Genomic DNA, 1,501 nt, shown 5'->3' on the forward strand with positions numbered 1-1,501 from the left:
GTGCATAGATTGCGCGGTGTTCACCGCCCCACTACACATAACCTACTTGAATAAGTGGCGTCCCCAAGGGGATTCGAACCCCTGTTACCGCCGTGAAAGGGCGGTGTCCTAGGCCTCTAGACGATGGGGACACAAAATGTGTCACTAGGACATTAAATGATAGTTTGACTCATATCGGAGTTAAGGTTACTAAAATAACATGTAAGTACTCGAGACCAACACATTTATTCTCTTGGCAATTGCTCACTTACTTAAAGTAAGTGGCGTCCCCAAGGGGATTCGAACCCCTGTTACCGCCGTGAAAGGGCGGTGTCCTAGGCCTCTAGACGATGGGGACGCAGAAAACTGCAACCCTAGGACAAACACTATGCAAATCTGGTGGAGCTATGCGGGATCGAACCGCAGACCTCTTCGCTGCCAGCGAAGCGCTCTCCCAGCTGAGCTATAGCCCCGACTTGCATACACACCACCAATTAATGTTGGTTGTGTATCGCTGAGTGCGGGGCGCATTCTATGCACCCCCCCAAATAAAGTCAACAGTTTTTTATCTAAGTTTATTTAAATGATTTAAATTTCAACAAGCTGACTAAATATCAATCCGTTACGGAGGTATTTTATACAAAGCGCTATCAAATTAGCTATTTTGGGCTAATTGCATTGCTGGTTTGTTATCAAAGGCTCTTTGCTTTTTTAATTTACTCCCTTAAAAAGGTATACATTTATATGCAAAATAAAATTCATTACCTAAAGCTTTAAATAAAACGACTTTCCCCTACCCTGCTTTGTTTTTAATAGTGCTAAGTAGAGTGCAATTAACTGATGCAAATTTATTGATATGAAAAACCGTTTTAAAGATTTGCTGTATTCATATCATTTTAGAATGATTTACACTGACATTTAGCTATAGATCAAGCTCTGAATATAAGCTTATGAATGTAAATTGCATATTTGTTCGCCAAAAAATGCTTAAATGCCATGTCATTGTTTATAAAAGCTGCATCTAACACATTTTTACTCATTCAAGTGTTGACACATTTACAACTCTATCTATAATAGCGCCCCACAACAACGCAGCAATGAGTTGTTTTAGATATGGGTCGTTAGCTCAGTTGGGAGAGCATCGCCCTTACAAGGCGAGGGTCACTGGTTCAAGTCCAGTACGACCCACCATTATTCCCTAATGGTGTTCATATCTAAATTCTTAATGGGTCGTTAGCTCAGTTGGGAGAGCATCGCCCTTACAAGGCGAGGGTCACTGGTTCAAGTCCAGTACGACCCACCATTAAGAAAATTTGCTGTATGTAATATGGGTCGTTAGCTCAGTTGGGAGAGCATCGCCCTTACAAGGCGAGGGTCACTGGTTCAAGTCCAGTACGACCCACCATTTTTTAAAGTGGTGTTCATATTACAAAAATCTAAATGGGTCGTTAGCTCAGTTGGGAGAGCATCGCCCTTACAAGGCGAGGGTCACTGGTTCAAGTCCAGTACGACCCACCATTAA

General features: G+C 42.3%; 7 tRNA genes. 4 read left to right on the forward strand and 3 right to left on the reverse strand.

Annotated features, from left to right (window positions below):
- Positions 1-55 precede the first annotated feature (55 nt).
- The 3 genes from JIG37_RS19445 to JIG37_RS19455 form a co-directional block, all read right to left on the reverse strand.
- A tRNA-Glu gene (locus tag JIG37_RS19445) sits at positions 56-131 on the reverse strand.
- A gap of 130 nt (positions 132-261) precedes the next feature.
- Positions 262-337 (reverse strand) — tRNA-Glu (locus JIG37_RS19450).
- Positions 338-376: 39 nt separating this feature from the next.
- A tRNA-Ala gene (locus tag JIG37_RS19455) sits at positions 377-452 on the reverse strand.
- Positions 453-1,094: 642 nt separating this feature from the next.
- Here JIG37_RS19455 and JIG37_RS19460 point away from each other — a divergent pair.
- The 4 genes from JIG37_RS19460 to JIG37_RS19475 all read left to right on the forward strand — a co-directional run bounded on the left by JIG37_RS19460 (position 1,095) and on the right by JIG37_RS19475 (position 1,497).
- A tRNA-Val gene (locus JIG37_RS19460) sits at positions 1,095-1,170 on the forward strand.
- Between the two features lie 36 nt (positions 1,171-1,206).
- Positions 1,207-1,282: transfer RNA gene (locus JIG37_RS19465), tRNA-Val, on the forward strand.
- Positions 1,283-1,308: 26 nt separating this feature from the next.
- Positions 1,309-1,384, forward strand: a tRNA-Val gene (locus tag JIG37_RS19470).
- A 37-nt stretch (positions 1,385-1,421) separates the two neighbouring features.
- Positions 1,422-1,497: transfer RNA gene (locus tag JIG37_RS19475), tRNA-Val, on the forward strand.
- Positions 1,498-1,501 lie beyond the last annotated feature (4 nt).

Origin of the sequence: Pseudoalteromonas sp. bablab_jr010, assembly GCF_016464105.1 — a bacterium.
Lineage (GTDB): Bacteria > Pseudomonadota > Gammaproteobacteria > Enterobacterales > Alteromonadaceae > Pseudoalteromonas > Pseudoalteromonas simplex.